The following is a 26,718-nucleotide window of genomic DNA, read 5'->3' as shown; positions in this document are numbered from 1 at the left end:
CGCACGATTGGGTGACATCTGAACTGGCTTGCCCTGTAGGGCGGGTGGGGAGGGATGTCGCTGTGCCAAAGCCTTGTCCGAAAGAGTTCCGCCAGGACGTGCTGCGGGTCGCGAGGAACCGTGGTCCGGGCGTGACGGTGGAGCAGGTGGCCGCCGACTTCGGTGTCCACGCGATGACGTTGTGGAAATGGATGCGTCGCGCGGACATCGATGACAGGACCAAGCCTGGGGTGACCAGCCAGGAGTGCGCGGAACTGCGGGAAGCACGTCGGCGGATCAAGCTGCTGGAGCAGGAGAACGAGGTCCTGCGCCGGGCCGCGGCCTACCTGTCGCAGGCGCATCTGCCGGGAAAAGGATCTACCCGCTCGTGAAAGAGCTGGCCGGAGACGGTGTGCCCGTCACGGTGACGTGCCGGGTCCTGAAGCTCGCCAGACAACCCTACTACCGCTGGCTGGAGCGGCCGGTGACCGATGCCGAGTTCGAGCAGGCCACTCGCGCGAACGCGTTGTCGGCCAGGTCGGGCACGCGGTTCTGCGTTCGGCTGGCCGGCTCGTCATCACGAGCCGCCAGGGCTGTCGGGGCAGATGACGAGGCGGTCCTGGGGCGTGAGTTGGACCTTGACGCGATGGTCGAGTTCGTTGGCGAGTTTCTGAGTGAACACGAGGACGACTTGGGGATCCTCGTTCGTGATGGTGAGGACGAGATCGGAGTTGTCCAGGCCCAGATGTTTGTCATGAGGGCGATTGGTGCGGAGGTGGTGATGGATATGATGGGCGGCCGCTGTCACGAATGGGGCAAATACTTCGGCGACCAGGAGAGCGTGTTCCTTCTGCGCGTTGGCGGTGTCAGCCCGGGGTGCCTTGAGCACCGCGCCTAGTTCTGACACAACACGCGAGGTTGCCTCGCCACCGAGTAGGTCGTGTAGAAGCAACCCGACCACGTGCCGGACTGCCCGCACAGGCAGAAGCCACGGCCCTCCCAACATGGTCTGTGCTGGGCTCGTAGATTGCTCGTTGGCGGCTACCGAAGGCTCCGGTCCCGCCTGCTGTTCATGAGCGATGACCGCTGTCGGATCCCCAGAGAGAGCACTGTGCGAGGTAGACAGCGCAGCTTCGAGTGCCGGCGTTCCCAACCCGTCGAGTATTTCCCCGTTCACCGTCTCCTCGCTGCTCCGCTTCGGAGACTGCTCCTCCGGTCTAGCCTCCCTGGAACCTGATGCAGGTTGGGTCTCGGCGACGACGTCGGACTCATTTGCCTGTGCGGCTGCGCTGTTGTGTTCGTCGGGAAGGGATTCAGAGGGGTCGATCACCGGCCGCTTTCCCTCTTGCATCTCGAAGTATGCGATGAGAGCGGCCACCCGAGCCCCGGGACCGGGCAGTCCCCATATATCGTGTGCAACCTCCGAGGGCACTGTGAAGCACACCACTTCGTTGGGAAGGCCAGCCATCTTGTCGCCCCTTACCAGGTGAGACCCGAACCGCGACATGAAATCAGATCATGCCCGCACCACATACCATCGGACGTCCGTCAATAAGTCGATTGTCCCGCACAGAACCGACGCACAACCTGGCGGTTCCACGGGTTTCCGGCCGGATCCGTGCTGCGAGGAGCGTGGCACTCGATCGGTGGCGGTATGCCGTACGGGATAATGAGCTACCACTCCCAGGTGTGAATGAATCCTCTGGTTCAGCAGGTGTGATCGGCAATGTTTTGCGGCTTGTCCAGCAGGATATGGCCAGGTGGCAAGTGCACGCCCCTGCGCAGCGGCAGTCGATGTCTAGGGAATCGACGATGGTTCGCCGTCCAAGATCGGTCGGACATGGGCGGCATGGCCTTGCCGAGTAATCTAATGGGAAGAATCTCCGCATGCGCACGATCCGGCGATGTTGGGGTTGTCGATGGTGAACCCCTGGTGATCGCTTGTGTCGGCGTAGTCGATTTCTGCGCCTCTCAGGTATGAACTGCTCGCCTGATCAATAGCCACTTCAAATCCGTTGAATGTGATGAGCGTGTCTCCGGATAGCGTCCGGTCGTCGAGGGAAAGCTGGTAATTGAGCCCGGAACACCCGCCAGGCTGAATCGTGATGCGTAGTCGGAGACCGGACCTGTCCTCTGTTGCGAGCAGCTCCTTCACTTTCTTGGCCGCCTCGTCGGTGAGTCGGACCACATCGCTGCTGTTCATCGCAATCGCGTCGGGTCGAGTTGTCATTTCTGCGTCCGGCTGAGGGGCTTCCGAAACGGTCACGAATTAGTTCCTTTGATCGAATTCTGCGAGGCCGCGAATTGATGTCATCGGCGATACAATGGGTAGCCTCTGAAATGGCGATCGCCTGGAAAGTTTCCCTGAAGGATAAGTCCGCGAACTCCGGGTTCCTTTCATGGCCTTGTGCGGCCTGTCTCGGCAATAACTCTATGACGCGTCCCTCGTCCGCGAAGGCGTGGGCACGTCGTATGCGCCTAAGAGGCAAGAACTCTGCCCTTAAGTTTTCTCGATGAGGTGATCGGGAGTGTCATGAATTAGGTGGGTTCCTTCCACGAAGGAGTCATCTGATGGGTACGACGACGGGTCACACGATCGGGCTGGTCGACGGTGTTTCGCTTGCCAGGACTGATGAGGCTGCTGAGGGTTCCGGTGTGAAGTCGATGCCGGTGCCGGAGAACGGTCTGTCGGTCGAACTACTCGAGGAGCTGGCCGCGCTTGCGGCGGAGAAGACGGCTGCCGGCGACCTGCGGCTGATGGGCGAGGGCGGGATTCTTCCGGCTGTCAAATCTCCTCACAATACCCGAATATCCCCGAGTGCGTATGAAGCAATGCCGTATTGACTCTCATTCCTGCCCGAAGGGGCGCGATGTTCGCGTCTCTCGGCGTGGCAGCTGTGGTCGAGCCCGCCCTGACGCCACAGCGTGAAGTAGTAGAACACCGCCGACCGGGCGGGAAGGTCATGGGGCAGGTAGCGCCACTGACAGCCCGTCCGATTCTGATAGAAGATCGCGTTCACGACCTCCCGCAGGTCGCAGGACCCGGGATCACCCGTCGCTGACCGTGCCACCCTCGCCTGCTTCCAGGCCATGATCATCGGCTCGATCAACGCCCACTGCACGTCAGATCAGTCACTGGGGTACGGCTGTCTCTCCATGCCCGCATATCAGCATGGACATGCCCAGCGCGCGACTGCGCAGCGGTGAGTACCACGATCGAGTGATCAAGAACCGAGAAAGTTCGGACTTAACGTCCACTCAAGGACAGATGGTCAGACGCGAAGTGGCTGTAATCTCCAGCATAATGCGGTGATTGAGTTCGTCGGCGAGTTTCTGGGCGAACGTAATCCCGACGTAGAGGTCCTGGATGGCGGTGAGGACGAAATCGGAGTTGGCCATGCCCAGGACGCTGCGGGAAGTGCTGCGGTCATCGAGGTGATGGCGGATGTGCTGGGCTGCCAACTGTGCGAGTTCACCGAATGTCCGATTGACCAGTCCGGTGTGTGCTTCCCGCGCCACGTCGGTACCGGCTGGCGTTTGTTTCAGTAGATCGGCCAGTTGTGCCATGGTATGCGTGGTGGCCTGGTCGCCGAGCAGGCCCTGTAGGCGGAACTTGATCTCGTGCAGGACCGGCGCCACCGGCAGAGTCCGCCAAGGTTCTCCCCAAGCAATTCCGGGAGCTTTTGGGACAGTGATCTTCTCGATTTCGGCCGGTCCGAGCGACTGTGACCTCCCGTGTGTTGCAGGCTCACCGTTGCTAGCGACCGCCGCCGGCGCGGCTGCTTCTGCAGTTGTCAATTCTTGCGCGCTTGGTACTGGAGCCGGTGTGGCGGCTTCGATGACATCCGGCGCGCTATTCCGGGACGATTCACCGGGCTTGCCGCTGGCTAGCCCTCTCACTGCTGCGGGGCGCTGGCTCCTGTCGACATCGGTTTCGAGTTCCCTGCCGGGCGCTGGCCGTTCCAGCCCTCCTTCGGAGAGGGTCTGCGGGTTGCGCCAGCCCAGTGGGGCGTCAAGGTGCGCCTTCGATGCGCCGTGAGAGCCTTTGGCGTGTGCCTGCGAGGGCGCAGCCCTGTGGCGCTGGATGTGTGTGGCCGAGGGGTGGATCTGAGTGCTGGCGCGTGAGTTCGCGTTCTGGTTGCGTACAGCGCTGGGGAGATGGTGCGCCGAGCGTGTCTGGTCGGCCTGTCTGATCAACTCGGCCCAGATGCGGTTGGTGGGTTTTACCGTGTTCGGGCTCGGCCTACGAACCGGGGCAGCCGAGGACCTGGGGATTTGGCTGTTGTGCGTGGATTGGGGACGCTGCCGTTCTCTGGGGCCCCCGCTGAGGTCCTTGGCGGCGGCCAGCAGTGCCCTCTTGCGGAGTTCGCTGGTGACTTTGCCGGAACCCAGGACGGTTCGCACGTATCCGTCGAGGATGTTTTCAAGCTTCTGTGATGAGAACGGTTCAGTAAGGCCGTTCCCGCGCCACATCGTTTCGACGGCCGTAGCACCACGCAGTAGAGCTGCGTAATCGCGGGGCACCTGACCGATGTTGTAGCCGAAGACCTGGCGCAGGGCTCGGACTCCGCGCAGAGTCTGGGCACGAACCGTGTCATCAGCGCGACCCGTGCCCCTGTGGAGTCCGGCGTCGCGAGCCACACTGTCCAGTTCGACCCCCTCCGGTTCGGGCAGACACGCCTCCCACCGCGGTGGCTTCCCGTCGGGACTGTTATCGGTCAGCACCATCGACCCGTCGGTGTAAGCCGCGACCTCCGTCGTGGGGGCGAAGACCTTACGGCCTGTCGCGTTGGCCACGTGCTGCGCGGTGGACACATTGTCGAGCCCTCCCTCGATGGGGGCAGCAGCCGCAAAGCAGACGTGGAGTACCAGGGGTTTCGTGTTCTGGCTGAAGCTGGGGCGGCGCTTCAGGTAGCCGCCGAGTTCCTTACCGTCCACTTGGTGGATGGTGCTGCCATCGCGCTGCGCTAGGTATGCGAAACCCGGTGTGCCGTGGGCGGAGAAGAAGTATGGCTTTTGGCCCAGCCAGGGGACGGGCGCGGTCTGCGGAGGGTCTATTGCCTTACCGTCGGCATCTTCAAGCCCGGAGTCGGTGATGTTCCGCCATCTTGCGTGGGCAATTTCTCGCACCCTGGCGAGATCGCCTGAGGCCGCATAGGACATGCGGCCAACGAGTTCCTTTGTGATTCCGTCGATGACTGTGTGGCTGTGAATGTACTCATCGGCTACTTCGTCGCCGTCGGCGGTACGCACATGACCGGTGGCCATCAGAAGAGGCGAGCCCGCCGGCGATTGGAGCAAGTCGTAGGGGCCGGATTCGATCCACTCACCCCGGGTCCTGTCGATGGATTGATGGTCGATCAGGGCAAGCATAGGGAAGGGATCTTTGGTGACGAGGACTTCGCCACTGGCTGCCCACACCTTCCGGCCTGTGATGGCGGCAACCGTGCGAGGAAGCTCGAGTCCTCCGGAACCTGCGTGAGAGAAGGCCAGAACAATAGGTATTTCCGGTGCGTCCGGTACGTCCAAGCGATCGAGAGTATTATCCAGGTCCCATTTGAGGATTTCAGCGAATACCCACCGGTTCACATTCATGGTGCCTCGCTCTGTACGTACCGAGATGAGACCCCCCTCGTCCATCCTCGTTCGCACCGCATAGATTTTTGACCCATCCCATTGGGCTACAGTCTTGCGACCGTCGATCAAGGAGCCGTCCGCTTTTGAAAATCCGACCCATTCCAGGTCGAGTTCGTCGAGTTCGGTATCCCAGTTGCGGACAATCCAGTCGTTGTCTTCTGGATCACCGACCGTGAATTTCGAGTCCAGGGCCTTCAGATCCTGGATGATATACCTGGCTGCGATTTTCGCGATACTTATCGCGCCACCCTCCGCCTCCACTTCCCTGTATGTGCTCATCAAGGAAAGCAAGAGCTCATGATCTGAGTTGCCGTCGTCGGGCCGAAGTTTCGCTTGATCGGTCCAAACATAGGGGTCGAACTCTCCAGCTCTGGTGTCCCAGATTTTTTCCAGGCCCTCGAGAGAAGCTATCCACTTCGCATAGTCCTCATGTTGATTGGCCGGCTTGCCATGGAGGGCCGTCGACATCGCATCCAGTATGGTGTCGTACCGTTCGGTGGCTGCGGTTTCCCCGGAGATCAGGGGAACTCCCTCGAGAGGGCCGTCGGACTCACCGCGATTGGCGATGTGATGAGCGATTTCTGCGCCCTGTTGTCCGGGAGGTTGTTTCCCGGAGTGAGAAGGAAAATTCCTCCTGTACCCCTGCACAGCATCGGTTTCTGTCCGTTCGGGCGAGCCAACGGCTTGCAGCTCGGGATTGACCTCCCCTTCCGGCAAGGTCAACCACTCAGCTGTCGGTTCGGTGCTCGTGGTGCGGCTGGCGATGAGGCGTTCCAGGCCGCCAGGGGTCGCGGCGGCCGTGGTGACATGGTGCGAGGGGACGAGCCGCAAGGTTTCCAGTGTTTGTTCCGACGTCATCCCCATGATCGCCTTTTTGGCGGCACCTTCATATACGTCGACGGCTTGGCGTATATGTGCCAGGGTTTGCCAGACGTCAGCTCCGGGCGGGGGAACAAAGCAGATCTTTCTCTGTATGTTCATCATCGCCTCCTTGGCCGGCGAGTCACTATGTACCGGCACCGGACGGCGCCCGAAAGAGCCCGCAGATTTTCGCCGGATTATATCTGAAATTCCTGATAATTTCCGCCGTTCCGGAAGCTGGGCGTCTTTCGTGCTTCAATCCTGCCCGTAAGGGCGACCAGCCCCTTCCGTGCGATCAGCTGTGCGCCCGGAGTCGATGACTTCACGGTTTTGCATCGTGCTGGTGCCACCCCTCACCGCCACGGGAGTGGATTGTGCCGGGCGGTCATCACGGAAGGTGCCATCGGGGGTCATGGCTGGCGCGCTGATCAGCACGCTGCCGCTGCTCCTGGTCTTCGTGATCTTCGGCAAGCAGATCGTCGGGGGCATCATGGCCGGCGCCGTCAAGGGCTGACACCAGGGTCATCGACCGAACCCTCGGTCCACCATCCGTACCTTTTTTGGAGCCGTTCACCATGACCGCCGTACAGCCCGAGACCCACACCGACCCGGCTTCGGTCACCGCTTTCCCCACGGACTTCGTCTGGGGCGCGGCCACAGCCGCCTACCAGGTGGAAGGCGCCGCCACCGTGGACGGGCGCACCCCGTCGATCTGGGACACCTTCAGCCACACCCCCGGAAAGGTCCGCAACGGCGACACCGGTGACATCGCCGCCGACCATTACCACCTCTACCGCGACGACGTCGCCCTGATGAAGGACCTCGGCCTCAAGGCATACCGATTCTCCATCTCCTGGTCGCGGGTCCAGCCCACCGGACGCGGCCCCGCCGTCGAACGCGGTCTGGACTTCTACCGCCGCCTCACCGACGAGCTGCTGGAGGCGGGGATCACCCCCGTCGCCACCCTCTACCACTGGGACCTGCCCCAGGAACTGGAGGACGCGGGCGGCTGGCCGCACCGCGAGACCGCGCAGCGCTTCGCCGACTACGCCGACATCATGGCCCACGGCCTGGGCGACCGCGTCGGCATGTGGACCACCCTGAACGAGCCGTGGTGCTCGGCCTTTCTGGGCTACGGATCCGGCGTGCACGCCCCGGGGCGCACCGAACCGGCAGCCACCCTGCGCGCCGCCCACCACCTCAACCTGGGCCACGGCCTGGCGATCGGCGCACTGCGCGCTGCGCTCCCGTCGTCCGCGCAGACCTCCATCACCCTCAACCTCCACCAGGTGCGACCGCTCACCTCAAGCGCGCAGGACGCCGATGCCGCGCGTCGCATCGATGCCGTGGGCAACAGGGTCTTCACCGGCCCGATCCTCGACGGCACCTACCCCGCCGACCTCCTCCAGGACACCGCGCACATCGTCGACTGGGACGAGCTGGTCCACGACGGCGACCTGGCGGAGATCTCCCGCCCCATCGACGTGCTGGGCGTCAACTACTACTCGCCCACCGTGGTCTCCCACCCCGCCGACGGTGCCGCCACCACCAAGAACGACGGCCACGGCGCGAGCGACCACTCGCCGTGGACGGGTTCGGACCACGTGGCCTTCCACCTCGCCAACGACAACCTCACCGCCATGAACTGGGCCATCGACCCCAGCGGCCTGCACACACTGCTGACGGACCTCGCGGCCTCCCACCCCCGGCTGCCCCTGATGGTCACCGAGAACGGCGCGGCCTTCGACGACTACGTCTCGCCCGAGGGCAAGGTCAACGACCCGCAGCGCGTCGCCTATCTCCACGCCCATCTGGACGCGGTGCGCCGGGCCATCGCCGACGGCGCCGATGTCCGCGGCTACTTCCTGTGGTCGCTGCTGGACAACTTCGAATGGTCCTACGGCTACTCGAAGCGCTTCGGCGCCGTCTATGTCGACTACCTGACGCAGCGCCGCATCCCCAAAGCCAGCGACGTGATCCGCAAGAACGCACTGCCAGACGCAGTCTGACAATGCCTGGGGCCTGGTGCCGATCTGGCGCCAGGCCTCATCGACAGACCTGGACCCGTCCCCGGCGTCCGCCGCCAACGGGTTCTTCACAGCACCGTCGCGTTCGCTCGTCCCTAGGCGGAGCCCGCCGGGTACCGAATCGTGGCGTGTGGGTTCGGGCCCAGTGCCGGAGGCGGGTCTTGCGCCGGCAGCCGACGCACTGGCTGATGCGGTCGACGGCGTCGCAGCGTCCACGGCCGTCGGAGTCCGACCGGCCGGGTCAGCACGTCTTCCGTCCCAGTGGACTGATGATCAGCATCCATTGCATGCGAGACATGCTCGAAGCCGTTGAACTCGGGAGGCCGTCGGCTCGGACAGGGCGACGTGACCTTCGACGACCCCGGAGCTCCAGGGCGGCGCCAGGCCGGCAGTGACGGCAGCGAGATCCCTTTCGAGCCTGTTGACGAAGGCGTGGAGGCTGGGCAGATCGTCGACGCGGACCGCGCGAACTCCGCCCCCCGCTTGGGCTTGCGCCCGATTTTGCCCACCGGACGCGGTGGGGACGATCGCGTCGTCCCGCGGACGCAGCCGGACCACATCCGGCACCGCCGTCCATGACGTCCGCCCTGGTTCCAGAGCGGCGATGAAGGAGTAGGGCCACCCGGGGATCAGGCGCAGTTCGACCGACGTCCTCACCGGCGGCTGCAGCGCGAAGCCCCTGATCCACCACTCGGTGATCTTCGTAGACAGACCTCAGGCGCCCGGACAGCGGATTCGTGCGGATCCGTCAGGAATCACTCCGCCGCAGACCACACGCTGAGATAGCGTTCGCCGGTGTCCGGGAGAATGGTGACGACAGTCCGGCCCGCCTGCTCGGGCCGCCGCGCCAGACGCAGCGCCGCGTGGACGACCGCGCCCGAAGAGATCCCGGCGAGCACACCCGCACGCCGGGCCAGCCAGCGCGCGGTCTCCAGGGCCTCATCGTCGGAGACGGTCAGCACCTCGTCGATCAGCGAGAGGTCGGTGACCGGGGCCACGAAGCCGCCGGTGAGCCCGGGGATCGCGTGCTGACCGGCGAACCCCTTCGACAGCAGGGGCGAGGAGGCCGGCTCCACTGCTACCGCTTTCAGGCCCTCGTTGTGCTCCTTGAGGAAACCGGCGGACCCGCACAGTGTGCCTCCCGTGCCGATCCCGCAGACCAGCACGTCCACCCTGCCCCCGGTGTCCGCCCAGATCTCGGGGCCGGTCGTCTCCCGGTGCGCACGGACGTTCTCCGGGTTCTCGTGCTGTCGGGCGTACCAGGAGCCGGGGGTGCCGCGATGAATCTCCTCGGCTTTGTCTATGCAGCCCTGGAAGCGCAATTCACGTGGCGTGAGGACGACTTCCGCACCCAGGGCGCCCAACAGACCGATCCTTTCCTGGGTAGCACTGTCGGGCATCACGATCACGCAGCGGTAGCCGCGGGCGGCGGCCAGGGCCGCCAGGGCGATACCGGTGTTCCCGGACGTCGCCTCGATCACGGTTCCCCGGCCGGGCACCAGTTCCCCGGCCGCCTCGGCCGCCCGGAGCATCCACAGCGCCGGCCGGTCCTTGATGCTGGCCAGCGGATTGGCCGACTCCAGCTTGGCCAGGACCTGGACGCCGGGGGCGGCGTCGCCGTCGAGGGGCAGCCGCAACAGGGGCGTACCGCCTATCAACTGGTCGATGCCGTCGGCGATGCGGGGCACGGCCGCCGCTGACACGGCGGACTCGGTGGGGATGGACATGCGGGGTCCTTAAGAATGTTGGCGGTCCGGGAGGACCGGGTGTGGCTGATGCGAGGTTGCCGCTGATGGCTCAAGGAGAATGGCCGCCCGGTCCTTCGGGACGCTCCGACCACTGATTGAGAACTGCGGTCATCGCTGCTTAAGGGCCTGTCGGCGGGGTGTTCTTCGGGCCACGGAAACGCTGGTCCCGACGGAACGGAGCGACTGACTTGAGCACGCCTCACACGCGGATATGGGTCGGTGTCGATGCCGGCAAGGGGCATCACTGGGCGGTGGCCGTGGATGCCGCCGGCGAGACACTGTTCTCGTCGAAGGTGATCAACGACGAGGCCCAGATCCTCACGCTGATCGAGACCGCTCGCGAGCGGGCGGACGAGGTGAGGTGGGCGGTGGACATCTCCGGCCGGGCCTCCACCCTGCTGCTGGCCCTCCTGATCGCCCACGGCCAGCAGGTCGTCTATGTGCCCGGCCGCACCGTCAATCGTATGTCGGGCGCCTACCGCGGCGAGGCCAAGACCGACGCCAAGGACGCTCGCGTCATCGCCGACCAGGCGCGTATGCGCCGGGACTTCGCGCCGCTGGAAACGCCCCCGGAGCTGGTCTCTACCCTTCAACTGCGGACGAACCACCGCGCCGACCTGATTGCCGACCGCGTCCGGCTGATCAACAGGCTCCGCGACATGCTGGTCGGCATCTGCCCCGCCCTGGAACGGGCCTTCGACTATTCCGCGGCCAAGGGCCCCGTCGTGATGCTGACCGAGTACCAGACCTCGGCCGCCCTTCGCCGGACCGGCGTCAAACGCCTGACCACCTGGCTTGAACGCCGCAAGGTCCGTGGCTCCGCAGACGTCGCGGCCAGGGCGGTGGAAGCCGCCCAGTCTCAGCAGACCGCCCTGCCCGGCGAGAAGCGAGCCGCCAAACTGGTCTGCGATCTCGCCCACCAGCTCCTGGCCCTCGACGAACGGATCAAGGACAACGACCGGGAGATCCGCGAGACCTTCCGCACCGACGACCGCGCCGAGATCATCGATTCCATGCCCGGCATGGGGCCGATCCTGGGCGCCGAGTTCGTCGCCATTGTCAGCGACCTGTCCGGCTATCGCGACGCCGCACGCCTCGCCTCCCACGCCGGCCTGGCTCCGGTCGCCCGGGACTCCGGCCGCCGCACTGGCAACTTTCACCAGACAAAACGCTACAACCGACGCCTGTGCTACATCTTCTGCATGTCGGCGCAGACCGCCATGATGCGACGGGGCCCATCGCGGGACTACTACCTCAAGAAGCGATCCGAGGGCCTGCTGCACACCCAGGCCCTGCTCTCGCTCGCCCGCCGCCGGGTGGACGTCCTGTGGGCGATGCTGCGCGACAAGAGGCTCTTCACCCCCGTCCCGCCGGTCACGCAGGCGGCTTGACACGGTCATTGAGATTCTCCTGATCGGGGGGCGGGGGGCCGACGGGCGGCGTCGGCCCCCCGCGTTCTCTGACGGGACTGCGGTCGTTGGGTGAGCGCGGGTGGGCGGCGCGCACCGGACCCGGCCCTACCTCCTCACCGCGAGCCCGCGGAGGCGGTGTGCCGCGGCATCTCGACGGCCTGAGTACTGTCCGTGCGGCAGTCGATCACCGCGGCGGGGGCCAGTGCCCGGGCTCCGGCCGGGACGTCCTTGACGACCAGAGCCCTTGCCCCGACAATCGCGCGGTCTCCGACCGTCACCGGACCCAGCACCGTGGCACCCGTGCCCAGGATCACCCCGTTGCCGACCACCGGATGCCGTCGCTCGCCCGGCGATCGGCGGTTGTCCCTCCACCAGCCGACAGCACCCAGCGTGACCTGGTGGTACACGGTGACGTCGTCACCGACCCGCGCCGTCTCCCCGATCACCACCCCGGCGCCGTGGTCGATGAAGACCCGGCGGCCGAGCACCGCACCGGGGTGGATCTCCACCCCGGTGACCGCGCGGGCAATGACCATGAGCAGGCGGGCGGCCAGTCGGCGGCCGCGGCGGTGCAGACGGTGCGCGACGCGGTGTCCCCACAGCGCGGGCAGCGCCGGATGCAGCATCGCCTCCGCCCGGCCGTGGACCGACGGATCGCGCTCGACGACCGTGCGGAGGTCCTCGGCGAGAAGGCGCGGCAGCGAGGTCACCGGTCAGCCCGTGCGACCTGGCCGGGCGGGAGTTCGGCCTCCCGTGGGATCTGCGCCATGGTCTCCTGGTCGAAGTTGACCGCGCTGCACCAGCCGCCGGCGGACAACCGCAGCCAGATGTCGCTGACGATGACGCCCTCGACGACCTCTTCGCCGACCGTCCACACCTCTGCCCGGTAGTCGGCGCCGTCGTCGGGCAGCAGCAACTCGATGATGGGACTGTCCAAGGACGGGCCTGTGCGCACATTGGCGTCCCGCCAGATGGGGCCCGCGCGGAAGGTCGCGATCTCCTGCTGCTCAGCGCTCATGATGGTGTCTCCTCAGTGGTTTTGCGTCGGGGGTTCCGCGAGGGGGTTCAGGGGGAGTCCAGGCGGCGATGTCGAGGATCGCCGCGTCCTTGCGGCCGCGCAGCCGCATGGAGACATCACGGGCGAGCGAGCGCAGACGCCCGGCGCCCTGGTCCAGCGAGCCCTGCCGTCGTGAGCGCAGGACCACGTGGGCGGTCCGCTCGGTGCGCTGCCGCTCGTACGCGACCAGCGGCGCCGTCAGCCCGCCGCCGGCCGCAACGCGGTACTTCAGCAGTTCGTGGGCGAGCACCGCCGCGTCCTCCAGGGCGGTGTTCGCCCCCTGGCCCAGTGCCGGCACCATCGGGTGCGCAGCGTCGCCGAGCAGGACGACCCGGCCGTCGACCCAGCGCCGCACCGGGTCGCGGTCGTGGATGTCACTCACCACGATGTCGTCGGATCCGGCGACCATCCGGACGACCGGTTCGTGCCATGCGGTGAGGGATTCCACCAGTGCGCGCAGTGCTCCCGCCGGGCCCTTGGCCGGCCAGACACCCCGCGCCGCGGTGATCTTCGCCGTCCAGTACAGGGTGTCGTCTCCCACCGGAGCGACGAAGAGCTGGACGCCGCGCCCGTTGACCACGAAGCCCTGCTGAGGAAGGCCCGAGCCGGAGCTGCGCCCGCGCACCGAGGTGTAGCCCCGGTACAGCGGCGGGCCGTCGCCCAACATCTGTCTGCGGAGCTCCGAGTTGATGCCGTCGGCGGCGACCAGAAGATCGGCTTCCAGCGTTCCGCCGTCTGACAGCTGCACCGACGCCCTTCCCCTGGCGTCGCGGTACGCCCGTACGCCGGTCCCCAGGATGAGCCGGGCCCCCGCTGCGGTCGCCTCCTGCACCAGTGCCGTCTGCAGGTGGCTGCGCAGGATGGGGATCTGGGGCCTGCCGAAGCGCTCGTTGTCGTCGCCGATGGGCTCGCGGGACAGCACACGTCCCGAGGGATCGAGGAGCAACCGGACCTCGCCGGGGCCGACGATGTGCCCGGACTCGCGGAGGCGGTCACCGAGCCCGGGGCTGACGGCTTCGGCGGCGGCCACCCCGTTGGGGTACAGGACAAGGCCTGCCCCGGCACCGGCGAGGCGTTCGGTGCGTTCGACCACGGTGACGGCGAGTCCGGCCCGGGCCAGCGCGGTCGCGGTGGCCAGTCCTCCGATGCCACCGCCGGCGATCACGGCCGTGATCCGGTCGGACATCACAGACCTCTGTGCTTGTCGGCAGGAGTCAGCCACCGGCCGTCGGGCTCTCCGAAGGTGCCGTCCTCGGCGTCCCAGACGACCCGTCCCGCCCGCAGGGTGCGGGTCACGCGTGCGGCCATCGTCCAGCCCTCGTAGGCCGACCATCCGCACTTGGAGCGGACGTCGGCAGCGGACAGCATCCAGGTGTCATCGGGCCTGAGGAAGGCCAGGTCGGCGTCGGAGCCGGCCTCGATGCGGCCCTTGCCGGTCAGGCCGAAGAGATCGGCGGGGCCGCTTCCCAGCAGCCGGACCAGTCGCTCGGCGGCCCGGTCCGGGTGTTCGCCCGGCCAGCGGCGGCGCATCCCGGTCCACACCGCGACCGCGAGTTCCTGCACGCCGGGCAGACCCGGCGGGGACTGCCGCACGCCACGGGTCTTCTCCTCGACCGTGTGCGGGGCGTGGTCGCTGCCGATGGCCGCCGGCTGCCCGGCCCACACGGCCTCCCACAGCCGGTCCTGGTCGGCGCGGCTGCGGATCGCGGGCGACAGCCGGGTGCGGGCACCGAGGCGGTGTGTGTCCTCGTCGGTGAAGGACAGGTGATGCCCGGTCACCTCGAAGGTGACCGGAAGGCCGGCGTTCTGCGCGGCGCAGACCAGGTCCGCCTCCTCACGGCTGGACAGGTGCAGGATGTGCGCCTTGGTCCCGTGACGCCGTACCAGTTCGATGACCTTGGCGACCGCGACGATGCCACCGCTGCGCGGGCGCCGCGCCTCGTACTCCGCGTAGCTGCCGGGCTCACCCCACCAGCCGTCGAGCAGCGCGAAGAGCGAGTCGTCCTCGGCGTGCAGCACCAGTTGCACGCCGCCCTCGGCGGCCGCGGCGAAGGCCTTCTGCAGTTGTGCCGGTTCGCGGAGCACGGTCGGCGCGGTGTGATGGCCCGCCATGAAGATCTTCGCGCTGCGGGCGGCCGCCGGGTCCAGCGAGGCGAGCAGTTCGGGACGTTCGGGGTCGACACCGAGGTGGAAGCCGTAGTCGACGAGCGTGCGACCGTCCACCAGGGCGGCCTTCTGCCGCAGCGCCTGTTCGGTGAGCGTCGGCGGCACCGTGTTGGGCATGTCCAGCACCGTGGTCACACCGCCCGCGACAGCGGCCCGGCCGCCGTGTTCCCAGTCCTCCTTGTGCGTGAGGCCGGGCGTGCGGAAATGCACATGGGAGTCGATGAGGCCCGGCAGGACATACGCGTCCCCGGCATCGATGCGCTTCGCGAAGGGCGGCGCCGTGTCGGTGTCCGACACGGCCAGCACCCGGCCGGCGGCGATCAGCACATGACCGGCGCGCACGCCCTGGGGTGTCACCAGTCGGCTGCCGCTGACCACGAGTTCCGCGGTGCGGGAGATGTCGTTCGTCAACTCGGCCATGTCGTCGCCACCAGTTCTCGGCACAGGTCGTTGGTCGGGCCCATCAGCGCCACCGCCCGGGCGTCCGCGAGCATCCGGTTCAGGGCATGGCCGGTCGCATAGCCAGCCGATCCGAGCAGCCGGGCCACCTCCAGGCAGATCTCCTCGGCGGCCTCGGAGGCGTGCAGTTTGCTGTGCAGGGTGGTCAGTCCTGGCGCGGGCGAGGTCCTGGCGCCGGCCCGCTCGACGATCGCGCGCGCCGATTCGATCCGGGTCTCCAGATCCACCAGGCGGTGTCTGACCGTGGGGCGGGCCAGCAGGCCGCGCCGCGCGGCGTGCTCCAGCGCCAGATCGAAGGCCGACTGGGCGACGCCGAGTGCGACCGCGCCCAGGGTCGCCCCCGACTCCCGCACGCCCGCGATGATCTGCGCAGCCCTGCCCTCAGGGCCCAGACGGTCACCCTCGCCGACCAGACAGTCGCGCAGAGTGACGAACCCGGTCGCCGAGCCGCGCATGCCCGCCAGATCCAGGCCCAGGTCCGGTACGAGTCCGGGGTTGGCTCCTTCGACCAGGAAGAAGGTCTGCCCCGACGCGCCGTAGACCCCGCCGGTCCCCGTTTCGGGCCGGGCGGTCTGCACCAGCACCAGGTAGACGTCGGCGAGCGAGGCACCGGTGGTGAAGGACTTCGCCCCGTTGAGCACCCACCGGCCGTCGTCTAGCCGCTCCGCCGTGCTGGCGAGATTCTGCTTGGCCGCGCCGGCTGCGGGCTCGCTCCACGCGGACGCGGCCAGCCAGGTGCCGTCGGCCAGTCGTGGCAGGATCGTGGCGCGCTGCTCCTCGCTGCCCCACTCGGTGATTCGCGCGGTGACGGCGAAGTGCTGGAAGGCGATGATGGCGATCGAGGGGTTCACGGCCGCCAGCTGTTCCACCAGCCGGTTGACCTCCGCGGAGTCGCAGCCCGCACCGCCGTACGCGACCGGGACAGCGGCGGCCAGCAGGCCGCAGGCGCGTACTTCGGTGAGCAGGTCCTTGTCGGGTGCCCCCGTGGTCGCGGTCCGTGCCGCCGACTCGCGCAGTGTGGTGCGCAGTGCCGGGGTGAGCCGCGCCACGGCCGCTCCTGGACCGGTCGCCGGGATGTCTTTGACGCTGCCAGTCATCGGGCTAGCTCCTCGCAGTGCAGGGGGCCGACGGTTGCATCGCGAACGAGCCGTGGAAGTCGACTCGTTTGCGGCTGACGGAGACCCAGGTCAGCGCCGGTTCTCCGGCGACATCCGGAGTCGCCGCGGTCACCGCGGTGTTCCCGCCCGGGGTGACGATGTCGATCAGGCCGTCGATGCAGCCGACCTCCTGGGCCAGACGCCACGGAATGGTGCCGGGTGTGCGGATCGCGGTGCCGAGGCATACCGCGCCGGTGAGCGCGATGGTCGGATGCCAGCCGGGAACGGAGATGGCCCGTGCGGCAATCCGACCGGCCTCGACCGGCATGATCGCCGCGATCTTCGGGAACGCCCCGTCCGCGGGCCACCCCAGGTGTGCGCAGGCGGCGGCCCGGATCTCGGCCAACGTGGCGAAGAACTCCGTCCCGGCCATGAACAGTTCGCTGTGGTCGCGGATTCCGAGCGTGCGCGCGTCGACGAACGCGTAGGGGTTGCCTGACGAGATCAGTGACACCTCGCGGCGGGCGCCGCTGGCCTCCAGTACCGTCGTGACCTCGCCGGTCAGCAGCAGCCGGGCGACCGGGACCGCCCGCGGACGCACGAAGTAGGCGGTGAACTCCCGCTCGTCGCCGGAGATCTCGTCGATCTCGCAGACCACGCTGTCCCCATTGTTGAGGACATTCACCCGCACGCGGTCACCGACCTCCAGGGCGCCGAGCATTCCGGAGCGCTCCGCCGCGGTCACCGCCGACAGGATCGAGTGCCCGCAGGAGCCGCGCAGCTCGAACCGGTCCAGGCCCCCCGGCAACGCCTGCACGAAGCGGTAGTCCAGGTCGTACATGGGATGCTCGGACGGCCGTATCAGGGCCATCTTCAGTACGTGGCCCTCCCCCGCGGCTCGCAGGCATCGCCTGATGTCGGTGAGCGCCTCCGTCAGCGCGCGGTCGTCCTGGGGAAGTTGCCGGGCGTCCAGCACCACCGTGGGGCAGGGGCTGCCGTGCGCGTAGGCGATGTGGCCGATCATGCCGCCACCCCCAGCGGGTCGGTCCGGCGCACGCCGCTCTGGAACTGCTCCCGCCACACCTCGTGCACCAGCAGCGCCCACAGCGTGAGAGCCGTGGTGTCGTCGGGCTTCTCGGCCTGCGCGGTGAACAGCGTGTCCACCACCGCCGGTTCCAGCTGCCCGGCCGCGGTCAGGCGCCCGGGGGCCAGCATGTCGCGGGCGTAGAGCCACAGCGGCCTGCCGGGGGCCAGCATCGCGGTGACCGGCAGGGTGAAGGGTTGCTTCGGCCGGTCGAGCACGGACTGTGGGAGCATTCCGACCGCCGCGGCGTACAGGACGCGCTTGACCTTGCCGTCGCGAATCCGCAGCGCGTCGGGCAGCCCCGCGCCCATGGCCATCACGTCGCGCTGGCAGAAGGGAAGCCGTGCCTCGACGCTGCCGGCCATGCTCAGGTGATCCACGCGGCGCAGGTGATACGCGGGCAGTCGGTGGCTCGTTTCGAAGTCGGTGATCCGTCGCAGCACCGTGTCCGGGCCACGGCGCAGGCGCTCCAGGGCCTCCTCGGGGATCGGGGAGGACGCACGGACGAGGTCTTGGTAGGCCTCGGTGTACAGGTCGTGGCGCAGGTGCGCGGGCAGGACGGCCAGTTCGTCGAGATACGTCTGGTACCAGTCGCCGTCCGCGGTCGGGTCCTCGGTCGCCGCCCGCATCCGCCCGTAGCCGCCGAAGACCTCGTCGGCCGCGTCGCCGGTGAGCGCGACCTTGAACCCCGCGTCGCGCACGGCCGTGAAGAGCGCCAGGGTGCTCAGGGCTATGGGGTCGGCGTTGGGCTGGCCGAGGTGCCAGACGACGTCCTCGAGGAGGGCGGGGAAGTCGGCCGGGTCGATCTCCACCTGGTGGTGGACGGTACCGGCGTGCTCGGCGACCTGCCGGGCGAAGTGCCGCTCGTCGAACGGCCACCGGCCTCGGTAGGCGATGTTGAAGGAGTGCACCGGGCCGTGCTCGGCCGCGAGCGCGGTGACGAGGCTGGAGTCGAGCCCGCCGGAGGTGATCACGGCGACCGGGACGTCGGCGACCAGGAGCCGGCGCACCTCGGTGCGCAGCCGCTCCCTCAACTCGGCCCCCGCGGCGGCCTCCTCGGCCGTGCCGGAGAAGGGCGGGCCCTGCCGTTCCGGCAATCCACGACGCACCGTCCTCGGCACCTGGCCCAGATCACAGACCAGAGTGGTTGCCGGAGGCAGCACGGTGATGTCGGCGAACATCGTCTGTTCGCCGAACGGCGTCTTGCTGCTGAGGTAGGAGTGCAGGCCTGGCTCCCAGGGGGCGCCGGAGACGGCCCGGAAGCCGAGCAGGGCCGGGATCTCGGAGGAGAAGTGCAGCGACCGTGCGGCCGCGTCCCAGCGCAGGTACAGCGGCTTCATCCCGGCGTGGTCGGTGGCCAGCACCAGCTTCGGCACCGCGCCTCGGTGGTCGAGCACGGCTACCGTGTACATGCCGTCGAGAAGATCGACGAACCCCTCGCCGTAGGTCTCGTACAGCGCGGGGATGATCCCGCCGTCGCTGCGGTCGGCAAAGCTGTAGCCGTGCCGCCGCAGCCGGCTGCGCAGTTCGTCGTGGTTGTAGATCTCGCCGTTGAAGACCACCGTGATCCGCTCGCCCAGGCGGAACGGCTGCTGCCCGCCGTCCAGGTCGACCACGGCGAGCCGGTTGTTGCCGACCCCCCAGGTGTCGGTCAGAGCCCGGCCACTGCCGTCCGGGCCGCCGTGCCGCTGCAGAGCGGCAACCGCCCGTACCTCGTGGGCGGACGCGGTGGCGTTGAAGTATCCGTAGATCCGGCACATGTCAGATGTCCTCGCTGCTCGGCCCGGAAACGGTCGGCGCGCCCAGGGCAAGGGAGAGGTAGCGCTCCCCGGTGTCGGGGAAGACGGTGACGATCGTCGCGTCCGCCCAGCGCCGCTGCCGGCTCAGCCGGCGGGCGGCGTGCGCGGCCGCGCCCGAGGAGATCCCGGCCAGCAGACCGCAGGAGCGAGTGATCTGGCGGGTCGCCTCGGCGGCGTCCTCGTCCGTAACGGCGAGCACCTCGTCGACGAGGCCGAGGTCCGTGATCTCGGAGACATAGCCGGCTCCGATCCCCGGGATGCCGTGCGGACCGCCCTCACCGCCGGAGAGGACGGCGGAGCGCTCCGGTTCCACGGCCACCACATGCACGTCGCGGCGCTCCTTGAGGTATCGCCCGGTGCCGGTCAGGGTGCCACCGGTGCCGACGCCGCACACCAGCACGTCGATCTCGCCGCCGGTGGCCTCCCACAGTTCGGGACCGGTGGTCGCGTAGTGCGCCGCGGGGTTGGCCGGGTTGGTGTCCTGGCGGGGCATCCACGCGCCGGGGGTCGCGCGCCGCAGATCCTCGGCGAACGCCCAGGACGCGAGCAGCCCGTCCTGGTGCGGGCGCAGTACGACCTCGGCACCGAGGTCCCGGAGGATCTGACGCCGTTCCTCGGTCGCGTTGTCCGGCATCACGATGACGCATCGGTGGCCGCGCACGGCGCACAGGGCGGCGAGCGCGATACCGGTGCTTCCCGACGAGCACTCGATCACTGTGCCGCCGGTCGCCGGGAGCGCGCCGGAGGCCTCCGCGGCACGGAGCATGTGCAGCGCGGCGCGGTCCTTGACGCTCGAGAGCGGGTTGAACATCTCCAGCTTCGCGAGGATCCGCGCGGTGTCCGGTACTCCGGGCAGGCGCAGGTCCAGCAGTGGTGTGCCGCCGACCAGCTCCTCCAGGGAGCGGACGATCCGGGAGCCGGAGGCCGTGGACTGTGCGGGTACCAAGCTCTTGCCCTCCGTCATCCCTGCTCGCCGGTCCGCGCGGCGGCGAGGTGCTCCGCGGCGATCTGCTGGAGGTGGGTGATGTCGCTGGAGACGGTGGCGAAGGTGAAACCCTGCTCCAGCCGTGCGGCTGCGCTCGCGCCGTCCAGGCAGTGGATGCCGCAGGCGATCCCGGCCCGTTCGGCGGCGGCGGTGATGCGGTGCAGCGCCTTCTCCAGGGCCGGCTGGGCCTCGGGGTCGCCGAAGAACCGGGCACCGAGCGCGACGGACAGGTCGGCCGGGCCGACGTACACCGCGGCGAGGTCCGGGGTGGCGCAGATCTCGTCGAGTTCGTCGAGCGCCGCCGCGGTCTCGATCATGACGATGCAGACGACCTCGTCGTCGATCTCGGCGGGTACCGCGCCGAGCCGCAGTTCGGCCCGGACCGGGCCGCTCAGGCTGCGCGTACCGGCCGGCCAGTGCCGGGTGGCGCGGACCGCCACGGCGGCCTCCTGCGCGGAGTTCACCATGGGCACGATCACGCCGCGGGCGCCGGTGTCCAGTGCCGTGCCGATCGCGATCGGGTCGACGGACGGGACTCGGATCACGCCGGCGGATCGCTGTCCCGCGTCCACGGCGAGCATCGCCGACTGCCAGCCCGGCTGGGACATCACGCCGTGCTGACCGTCGACACCGACGTAGTCGTATCCGAGGCGGGCGATGCGCTCGGTCCCCGCCGGGTTGTCCAGGGCGATCCAGTAGCCGACGAGGCGCTCGCGTCCGCGCAGTCGGTGGGCGAAGGTCTTGGTGGCCGTCACAGCGTGCCCTCCTGGGGGTTCTCGAGCGGGTAACTGGTCCGGCCGTCGAGACCGCGGGGCAGGTCGCCGGTGATCGAGACCCGGTGCAGCACCCGCCTGTGGTCGTCGTAGTCGTTGACCGCGTAGTGCTGGGTGCTCCGGTTGTCGAAGATCAGCACATCACCGGGGCGCCAGTTCCAGCGCGCCTGGTTCTCCGGACGGCGCACGTAGGACTGCAGGACGTCGAGGACCGGCCTGGATTCCCGCAAGGTCATGCCGACCAGGCGCTGCGCGAACCCGCCGAGGAACAGCACCGGCTCTCCGGACTCGGGGTGCACGCGCACCACGGGATGCGCGACCTCGTACCGCTTCGCCAGGAAGGCTCTGCGGACCGCTTCACCCCGCTCGGTGCCGAGGCGGGGTTGTTCGGCGTGGTTGGTGTGTACCGCCCACAGCCGGTCGGCCACCTCACGCAACTCGGACGGCAGGTCCCGGTAGCCCGCGGCGGCGTTGGCCACCAGCGTGTCGCCTCCATAGGGCGGCAGCACGACGCTCCGCAGCGAGGTGCCGAGCGAGGGCGTCACGGTGAAGCTGATGTCGGTGTGCCAGTGGTCGGCGCGCTGATCCTCGCCGTCCACCGGGATGACCTGCGGATTCTCCTGCGTGGTCCGCATCGTCGGGTGTTTCTGGGTGAGCGGGCCGAACCGTCCGGCGAAGGCCAGCTGCGCCTCGTCGGTCAGCTCCTGGTCACGGAAGAACAGCACCTTGTGGGCGAGGAACGCTTCCCTGATCTGAGAGAACACCGAGTCGGAGAGCTCGGTGGAGAGATCGACGCCGGTGACTTCCGCGCCGATACGCCCGCCGATCCGGCGTATGTCGAAACTGCACATTCCTCGAATCACCTATCCGGCGGGAATCCCAGAGGTATTCCTGCTCCGTTGATCACCAGTGGGGCGTCGGCTCTGCCTGCGGCTCCCGCTGCCCTACGGGCCCGGACCACGCTGTCCGTACCCGCCGGGTCCCCTCCGGGGCACCTTCCGGTCCTGCGGAGCCGGACCGGAGGCTGGATCCGCCCGGTCGCGGATGTGTCTCCGGAACGGGGCGTCCTCGCCGACCGCACGGCGGCTTCACGGCGACACCACCAACTTAGTCCAACGTTCAACCATCAGCAACGCGTGCCCGGCGTGATGCAGGACGCGCTGCACATATATGGAACGTTCGCTACACTATTGCGTTCGCACTGCCCTCACCTGCGCTCTCTTCCCCGCCCCCGGCACCCAGCCGCAGATCACAAGCGCCACGGCCTTTTCCGAGCATCGGCCCAAAGGAGCCCGAAGGGACGACGGCCGTGACCCGCGGGACAAGGCGACCGGACATCGGACATCCCTCTTGCCCGATCGGGCACGCCCTGCCGCATCCCAGCCACCGCCAGCGCTGGTCCTGAGAACATTTGCCGGGTATTCAGTCCGACAGAGCGGCGCCACGGAGCGAGCGTCGCTCAGCGGGGACACTCGGGAGGCCGACCGGCCTGCCGAATGCCCGGTCGCTCACCGGCGTCACTCGATGTCCGCCGCTCCTCACGCGACGCGAAAGCTCCCACGAACTCCCACCACCCACGGCTCGGGCGGCGGGACAAGGGTGGCCGCTCCGACGGCGGAGCGGCCACCCGCACGCCTCAAGGCTGTGAACGCGCCTCGCCCGGCACATCATTGACGACTTCACGAACTGGGAAGACCGCCTCATGGAGCCACCGGTATGAGCACCTTCGTTGCACCTCCCACCCCCACCTATGCCGAAGCCACTCCTCGGGTGAAAGCAGCGAAAGTCCTCACAGACGCCTTCGCGCCGGGCAACCTGGTCATCGTGCTGCTCCTGCTGATCGGCTGGCACAGCACAAACAGTTTCAGCGGAGCCGGATGGGGCCTGTTCGCAGCATTTTTCTGCGGCATCGTCCCCATGGGGGTCATCCACTTCGGCATCCGTCGCGGAAAGCTCACCGACAGACACGTCCGCGTACGCAAGCAGCGCATCGTGCCCCTCACGGCCACTGTGACCTCCGTGGTGACCGGCATCGTTCTCCTGAACCTCGTGGGCGCGCCCAGAGAGGTCTTCGCGCTTGTCATCTCCATGCTCGTCGGCCTGGCCACCGGGCTGACGGTGACGGTGTGGTGGCAGATATCCGTACACAACGCCGTCGCCGGCGGCACCGTGACCATCCTCGTCCTGACCTTCGGCCAGACACTGCTCCTTCCCGCAATCCTTTTCGTCGCCGCCATGGGATGGTCCCGTCACGCCCTCAAGGCACACACCATGGCCCAACTCGTCTGCGGCACCGCATTGGGTGCCACTGCTGCCCTGACGTTCGCACTTCTGCGATAACACCCTGCCAGGCACGCCGTGTCGGGGCCGCTCGCAGAGGCCCAGACCAACATCCGGCTCGCTGTCGGCGCGGCCCAACACGGCGTGCACCCGGCGCGGCAGCCAGTGGCGGTCAGGGCGGCGCGCAGCAGGTCTAAAACTGCCGATCATCGTTGACACCTGGGTCTCTGATCACTAGGAGATCCACATGTCGAAGACACCCCCGCTCCATCGCGAGGCCAAGCGGCGCCTGGCCGTCATACGCCATGTGGAAGAGGTCACCGGCAACGTCGCCATGAGTTGCCGGTACTTCGGCATCAGCCGGCAGGCGTACTACATCTGGTATCGCCGCTACCAGGCCGAGCTGCCGCACCGCAAGGGTCCCCGACGAGCGGGAGTTCGCCACCAAGGGCGAACTGGCCCGGCACATGGTGCTGCGGGCCATCGCCTCGCCGCTGCCCATCACCTGGGTCACTGCGGATTCCGCCTACGGTCAGGACAACCGATTCCGCCGGCTGCTGGAGCAGTCAGGCGTCGGCTACGTACTGGCTGTGCCCAAGTCCCAGTTCAGCGTGGGCTGTTCACGGATCGAGGGACTGTTCACGCAGGCCCCGGACGAAGCGTGGGAGGAGATCTCCTGCGGCGACGGCGCGAAGGGGCCCCGCATCCACCACTGGGCAGCAGTGCGGCTGCCAGCCGTCGCCGAGTTCGACTATCAGGGCGAGGTCCCCCACCGGATGCGGTGGGCACTGGCCCGACGCAGCATCAGCAAGCCCGACGAGATCGCCTACTACCTCGCTTACGCACCCCTTCAAGTCACCGTCCAGGAGTTGGAGCGGGTTGCCGGGGCACGCTGGGCGATCGAGGAATGCTTCCAGGCCGCGAAGAACGAATGCGGCCTGGACCAGTACGAAGTCCGCCGCTACGTGGGCTGGTATCGGCACATCACTCTGGCCATGCTCGCTCATGCCTTCCTGGCCGCCACAGCACACCAGCCCTGGGAAAAAGGGGCGGAACAGATGAGACATCCGGGGTCATCGGGCTCACAGTGGCGGAGGTTCGGCGACTCCTGGCAGCTTGCCGTGCCCGGCCCCCGCACCTGAGCGGACATCGCGGACGACACCACGCGCTGAGCTGGTCGAACTGGCGCCGCCGACGCCAAGCAGTCGCTCGCCGCTGTCACTATGTGCGGCGTTGTCCCACGATCGAGGGGCGGTCCCCGTGAGACCGCCCCCGCACGTCCGAGGTCCCGCTACACCCCCGCCACCCGGCGAAAAGGCCAGGTCAAACATCGAAATCCTGCTGGAGTACTAAGTGGCAAGAACACCGGCTACGCATGCTCCCGTACGCCCAAAATAGCCCGACATGCTATCCGGGACAACCGCCCTCTCCGGGATCAAACACGCAATGCATAAAACAATGGCTGGAAACGCCGCTAAACGGGAAGAAAAATACGCCCCATCTCAATGAAAGGCTATGGGGAATAAACTATGCCCGAATTTCCCGTAAGGGCATTCCGCATTTGACATAACTTGACAGATGTTGCCAACATGCGAGGGTTCGTTTCCTTCGATTGATAAAAGTCGAAGCCCTTCATGACATCTAAAGATAGGTTCCATGAAAAATACGCGACTCGCCAAGCGGCTCTCGGTCATCGCCGCGACCGCTGCACTCACCGGCATCGCAGCCATGCCGTCGGCCTCCGCTGCCCAACAGTGGGCCTGGTATGACCAGACTCAGGCTCAAGTAGACACCGCGCCGAACAACGGAGCTCCCAGTTGGGTCTGGGGATATGTAGCTGACAACGGCAACATCTCTCTGGTCAGAGGAAGCGTCGACTACATGTACGCGGATGGCAGCGTAAACTCGGTCTGGATCGGCAAGGGGCAGTCACTCGCCATAAACACCAGCCAGCGAGTCATAGGTATCCGTGCCTGCGAAGAGAAGCGCAGCTGGGACGGCACCTACTCGCAATTCTGGTGGGAGTGCGGAGACTGGTCCTGGGTCTGACAAACCCAGCGGTCAAGGCCGATAAAAAACCACGGACCACCTTGCGCCAGGCGGGCAGCTGACGCTTAGAAGCCCACCCGACACGGTCTCAGATCGGTCATCACGCCCAGCCGCTCGCGATGCCACCAGACGGCCCGCAGCAAGGGCAGCCTTCTCGTATACAACACATCACGGGCACAACGAGGCCTGGTTGCAGAACTCTGCAACCAGGCCTTCGCACGTATTAACCAACGGAATCCCAATCCGCCCGAGCAGATACGCCCCCTCTCGGAGAAAGCCATCTACCCAATCCCACACAGAAGAGACCTAATAGCGACGGATGATGTAAAAGAGCTGCCGCTAGAGGTTGTCCCGTAACCGGTGAGGCGGTTGGTGCGTTGGTTGGGCATGGGTGGGGTGATCTCAGCAGGTGATCCGAAGTGGATCGAGCCGTTCTCGGGTCTGAGCGAGGTGCATTTCGGCAGGTTGGTCGCGTTGGTGCGGCGCCGTGGTGGCGACGTGCAGCGTGGCCGGCCCTGGCGGCTGTCGCTGGAGGACCGGGTGCTGCTGGTGGCGACGTATTGGCGTACGAACCTCACGTTGCGGCAGGTGGCGCCGTTGTTCGGGGTGTCGAAGTCCGCGGCCGACAGAATCCTGGACCACCTCGCACCTCTGCTGGCGATCTCGCCGGCGCGTCGGCCGCGCAAGGACACCGTGTACATCGTCGACGGCACCCTGGTACCTACGCGCGATTGTGCTGTCGCCGCTTCCAGCAAGAACTACCGGTACTCGACGAACCTGCAGGTTGTCATCGACGCGAACAGCCGCCTGGTGGTGGCGGTAGGCCTGCCGCTGCCGGGCAGCCGCAACGACTGCCGGGCGTTCACCGAATCCGGCGTCGACCAAGCCTGTCGGGGTGCACCGACCATCGCCGACGGCGGCTACCAGGGCACGTGCCGTGTTGGTGAACGCGGCACGCGTCGTCACAGAGTTTTGGGGTGTCCCATACACCGTGGTTCAGGACACTGCTAAACAGGCCGACTACGGCACACCCGATGACCGGAAGGTCAACGCTACTTAGTAGCGGTGGAAGACATACGGGTACGAGCTGTCATTTGTCGGAGAGACATAAAAGTAGTCGCTGGCCTTGTAGTTTCCCGCGTCGTCGTACCAGTTGACCTGCATGTCCCCCTTCCACCATCATGACTCGACGTCGTAGGCGTTCATGCACCAGTGATTCCTAATGCGGTCCGTCAAGCCGCGAGAGCGGTGGGCGGCATGAGTTCGTAGGTCCGTCCGTCGCGTAGGAGGGCCCAGAGGACGTTG

General features: G+C 67.3%; 20 protein-coding genes and 5 pseudogenes. 11 read left to right on the top strand and 14 right to left on the bottom strand.

Annotated features, from left to right (window positions below; genetic code table 11):
* Positions 1–131: 131 nt before the first annotated feature.
* Complete coding sequence (locus tag ABT085_RS02140; RefSeq protein WP_351600582.1) at positions 132–371, top strand: hypothetical protein; 240 nt, start codon at positions 132–134, stop codon at positions 369–371.
* A complete protein-coding gene (locus tag ABT085_RS02135; RefSeq protein ID WP_351600581.1) occupies positions 368–877 on the top strand; it encodes a hypothetical protein in 510 nt (169 codons plus the stop codon). The genes ABT085_RS02140 and ABT085_RS02135 overlap by 4 nt, the downstream gene beginning before the upstream one ends.
* A 969-nt stretch (positions 878–1,846) precedes the next feature.
* Here the strand turns inward: ABT085_RS02135 and ABT085_RS02130 are convergent.
* Positions 1,847–2,209, bottom strand: a complete 363-nt coding sequence (locus tag ABT085_RS02130; protein WP_351600638.1) for a HesB/IscA family protein — start codon at positions 2,207–2,209, stop codon at positions 1,847–1,849.
* Between the two features lie 341 nt (positions 2,210–2,550).
* Between ABT085_RS02130 and ABT085_RS02125 the strand changes: the two genes are divergently transcribed.
* Positions 2,551–2,823 carry a hypothetical protein gene (locus ABT085_RS02125; RefSeq protein ID WP_351600579.1) on the top strand — a complete coding sequence of 91 codons (273 nt, stop codon included), beginning with the start codon at positions 2,551–2,553 and terminating at the stop codon, positions 2,821–2,823.
* Positions 2,824–2,846: 23 nt separating this feature from the next.
* Here the strand turns inward: ABT085_RS02125 and ABT085_RS02120 are convergent.
* Positions 2,847–3,101 (bottom strand): annotated as a pseudogene (locus ABT085_RS02120) (transposase); the annotation flags it as partial.
* 136 nt (positions 3,102–3,237) lie between these two features.
* Positions 3,238–6,600 (bottom strand): lonely Cys domain-containing protein, encoded by a 3,363-nt coding sequence (locus ABT085_RS02115; RefSeq protein WP_351600577.1) that lies wholly within the window; start codon positions 6,598–6,600, stop codon positions 3,238–3,240.
* A 286-nt stretch (positions 6,601–6,886) separates the two neighbouring features.
* On the opposite strand from ABT085_RS02115, the pseudogene ABT085_RS02110 reads away from it, so the two are divergent.
* Positions 6,887–6,991 (top strand): annotated as a pseudogene (locus ABT085_RS02110) (carbohydrate ABC transporter permease); the annotation flags it as partial.
* Positions 6,992–7,052: 61 nt separating this feature from the next.
* Positions 7,053–8,486 carry a GH1 family beta-glucosidase gene (locus tag ABT085_RS02105; RefSeq protein WP_351600575.1) on the top strand — a complete coding sequence of 478 codons (1,434 nt, stop codon included), beginning with the start codon at positions 7,053–7,055 and terminating at the stop codon, positions 8,484–8,486.
* A gap of 773 nt (positions 8,487–9,259) precedes the next feature.
* Here ABT085_RS02105 and cysK read toward each other — a convergent pair.
* A complete protein-coding gene (gene cysK / locus ABT085_RS02100; RefSeq protein ID WP_351600573.1) occupies positions 9,260–10,231 on the bottom strand; it encodes a cysteine synthase A in 972 nt (323 codons plus the stop codon).
* 209 nt (positions 10,232–10,440) lie between these two features.
* Here cysK and ABT085_RS02095 point away from each other — a divergent pair, with 209 nt between their 5' ends.
* Positions 10,441–11,643: an IS110 family RNA-guided transposase gene (locus ABT085_RS02095; RefSeq protein ID WP_351600635.1), complete on the top strand. Its 1,203-nt coding sequence runs from the start codon at positions 10,441–10,443 to the stop codon at positions 11,641–11,643.
* Positions 11,644–11,777: 134 nt separating this feature from the next.
* On the opposite strand, the gene epsC is transcribed toward ABT085_RS02095, so the two are convergent.
* From epsC to ABT085_RS02045, 10 genes are read right to left on the bottom strand one after another with little or no spacing between them, the layout of a single operon-like run.
* A complete protein-coding gene (epsC, locus tag ABT085_RS02090; protein ID WP_502982595.1) occupies positions 11,778–12,374 on the bottom strand; it encodes a serine O-acetyltransferase EpsC in 597 nt (198 codons plus the stop codon).
* Entirely contained in the window at positions 12,371–12,682 is a 312-nt protein-coding gene (locus ABT085_RS02085) for a hypothetical protein (RefSeq protein WP_351600571.1), read from the bottom strand. Before ABT085_RS02085 ends, epsC begins: the two co-directional genes overlap by 4 nt.
* Positions 12,672–13,907 (bottom strand): FAD-dependent oxidoreductase, encoded by a 1,236-nt coding sequence (locus ABT085_RS02080; protein WP_351600569.1) that lies wholly within the window; start codon positions 13,905–13,907, stop codon positions 12,672–12,674. The genes ABT085_RS02085 and ABT085_RS02080 overlap by 11 nt, the downstream gene beginning before the upstream one ends.
* Positions 13,907–15,307, bottom strand: a complete 1,401-nt coding sequence (locus ABT085_RS02075) for a dihydroorotase (RefSeq protein ID WP_351600567.1) — start codon at positions 15,305–15,307, stop codon at positions 13,907–13,909. Before ABT085_RS02075 ends, ABT085_RS02080 begins: the two co-directional genes overlap by 1 nt.
* Positions 15,295–16,443: an acyl-CoA dehydrogenase family protein gene (locus tag ABT085_RS02070; RefSeq protein WP_351600566.1), complete on the bottom strand. Its 1,149-nt coding sequence runs from the start codon at positions 16,441–16,443 to the stop codon at positions 15,295–15,297. The genes ABT085_RS02075 and ABT085_RS02070 overlap by 13 nt, the downstream gene beginning before the upstream one ends.
* Positions 16,444–16,447: 4 nt before the next feature.
* The gene (locus ABT085_RS02065) at positions 16,448–17,467 is read right to left on the bottom strand and encodes a PrpF domain-containing protein (protein WP_351600564.1); all 1,020 of its coding nucleotides are present in this window, start codon (positions 17,465–17,467) and stop codon (positions 16,448–16,450) included.
* Positions 17,464–19,287, bottom strand: coding sequence for an asparagine synthase (glutamine-hydrolyzing) (gene asnB / locus ABT085_RS02060; RefSeq protein ID WP_351600562.1), 1,824 nt, complete (start codon positions 19,285–19,287; stop codon positions 17,464–17,466). The genes ABT085_RS02065 and asnB overlap by 4 nt, the downstream gene beginning before the upstream one ends.
* A gap of 1 nt (position 19,288) precedes the next feature.
* On the bottom strand, positions 19,289–20,290 hold the full coding sequence (locus ABT085_RS02055; RefSeq protein ID WP_351600560.1) for a PLP-dependent cysteine synthase family protein: 1,002 nt from the start codon (positions 20,288–20,290) through the stop codon (positions 19,289–19,291).
* Complete coding sequence (locus tag ABT085_RS02050) at positions 20,287–21,066, bottom strand: HpcH/HpaI aldolase family protein (protein WP_351600559.1); 780 nt, start codon at positions 21,064–21,066, stop codon at positions 20,287–20,289. Before ABT085_RS02050 ends, ABT085_RS02055 begins: the two co-directional genes overlap by 4 nt.
* Complete coding sequence (locus ABT085_RS02045) at positions 21,063–21,935, bottom strand: TauD/TfdA dioxygenase family protein (protein ID WP_351600557.1); 873 nt, start codon at positions 21,933–21,935, stop codon at positions 21,063–21,065. The genes ABT085_RS02050 and ABT085_RS02045 overlap by 4 nt, the downstream gene beginning before the upstream one ends.
* Positions 21,936–22,800: 865 nt before the next feature.
* Between ABT085_RS02045 and ABT085_RS02040 the strand changes: the two genes are divergently transcribed.
* The 5 genes and pseudogenes from ABT085_RS02040 to ABT085_RS02025 all read left to right on the top strand — a co-directional run.
* On the top strand, positions 22,801–23,424 hold the full coding sequence (locus ABT085_RS02040; RefSeq protein ID WP_351600555.1) for a hypothetical protein: 624 nt from the start codon (positions 22,801–22,803) through the stop codon (positions 23,422–23,424).
* 187 nt (positions 23,425–23,611) lie between these two features.
* Positions 23,612–23,767: pseudogene (locus ABT085_RS46605) on the top strand (IS481 family transposase); the annotation flags it as partial.
* A pseudogene (locus tag ABT085_RS02035) lies at positions 23,760–24,506 on the top strand (IS701 family transposase); the annotation flags it as partial. The pseudogenes ABT085_RS46605 and ABT085_RS02035, both read left to right, overlap by 8 nt.
* 514 nt (positions 24,507–25,020) lie before the next feature.
* Positions 25,021–25,413, top strand: coding sequence for a hypothetical protein (locus ABT085_RS02030; RefSeq protein ID WP_351600553.1), 393 nt, complete (start codon positions 25,021–25,023; stop codon positions 25,411–25,413).
* Positions 25,414–25,800: 387 nt separating this feature from the next.
* A pseudogene (locus tag ABT085_RS02025) lies at positions 25,801–26,346 on the top strand (transposase family protein); the annotation flags it as partial.
* Positions 26,347–26,718 lie beyond the last annotated feature (372 nt).

It is taken from the genome of Streptomyces sp. NPDC002265, from assembly GCF_040296125.1.
Classification (GTDB): domain Bacteria; phylum Actinomycetota; class Actinomycetes; order Streptomycetales; family Streptomycetaceae; genus Streptomyces.
This window is presented reverse-complemented; position numbering and strand designations above follow the sequence as displayed.